Consider the following 1,309-nt stretch of genomic DNA (forward strand, 5'->3'; position numbering starts at 1 on the left):
GGGCCGTGCCGGTGGTCGCGTCCCTGCCGTCGGCGTTCCACCAGCAGGTCGGTGAGCGCGGCCAAGGCCTGTCCGCGGGTCAGCGGCAGCTCGACTGGAACCGGACGCTCGGCACCGGCGCGTCCACCGACCTCGGGTTCGTCGGGTCCTTCTCCGGCAGCAACCCGACGCCCACGTCGTTCAAGCTCAACGGCGTGGCCTGCACGGGTTCGACCACGTCGACGTCGACGTCCACCACGACGTCCACGACGACCACCACGAACCCGCCCACGCCGCGCACTCCGGTCGAGGCGAACGGGCAGCTGCGGGTGTGCGGGGTCAACCTGTGCAACCAGTACAACCGCCCGATCCAGCTGCGCGGCATGAGCTCGCACGGCATCCAGTGGTTCGACAAGTGCTACAACAACAGCTCGATGGACGCGCTGGCGAACGACTGGAAGTCGGACCTGTTCCGCATCGCGATGTACGTGCAGGAGCAGGGCTACGAGACCAACCCGTCCGGGTTCACCAACCGGGTCAACAGCCTGGTGGACATGGCGGAGTCGCGCGGGATGTACGCGTTGATCGACTTCCACACCCTCACGCCGGGTGACCCGAACTACAACCTCGACCGGGCGAAGACGTTCTTCGCCTCGGTGGCGCAGCGCAACTCGGCGAAGAAGAACGTGATCTACGAGATCGCGAACGAGCCCAACGGCGTGAGCTGGGCCGGCATCAAGAGCTACGCCGAGCAGGTCATCCCCGTGATCCGCGCCGCCGACCCGGACGCCGTCGTCATCGTCGGCACCCGCGGTTGGTCCTCGCTGGGCGTGTCCGACGGCTCCAACGAGACCGAGGTCATCAACAACCCGGTGAACGCCACCAACATCATGTACACGTTCCACTTCTACGCCGCGAGCCACAAGGACACCTACCGCGCGGCGGTCAGCCGTGCCGCGCAGCGGATCCCGCTGTTCGTCACGGAGTTCGGCACCGTCCTGGCCACCGGTGGCGGGACGTTCGACCGGTCGAGCACCACGGCCTGGTTGGACCTGCTGGACAGCCTGAAGATCAGCTACGCGAACTGGACGTACTCGGACGCGAACGAGAGCAGCGCCGCGCTCCGTCCCGGTACCTGCAACGGCGGCGACTACTCGAGCAGCGGTGTGCTGACCGAGTCGGGTGCGCTGCTGAAGAGCCGGATCAGCACGGCGGACAACTTCCCGACCAGCTGACACCTGCCGGAGTGGACGGGGGGCCCCCCGGGGGGGGGGGGCCCGGGGCCGCGAAACCGGAGCCCGGGGGGGTGAGGGTGGGGGGAAAGGACCCC

Annotated in this window: 1 protein-coding gene; it reads left to right on the forward strand. The window is 68.2% G+C overall.

Going from position 1 to position 1,309, the window contains the following annotated elements:
- Positions 1 to 1,214, forward strand: a 1,214-nt coding sequence (locus AB0G02_RS33780; protein WP_360802498.1) for a cellulase family glycosylhydrolase, incomplete at its 5' end; no start/stop codon positions are given.
- Positions 1,215 to 1,309 lie beyond the last annotated feature (95 nt).

It is taken from the genome of Actinosynnema sp. NPDC023658, assembly GCF_040639995.1.
Classification (GTDB): domain Bacteria; phylum Actinomycetota; class Actinomycetes; order Mycobacteriales; family Pseudonocardiaceae; genus Actinosynnema.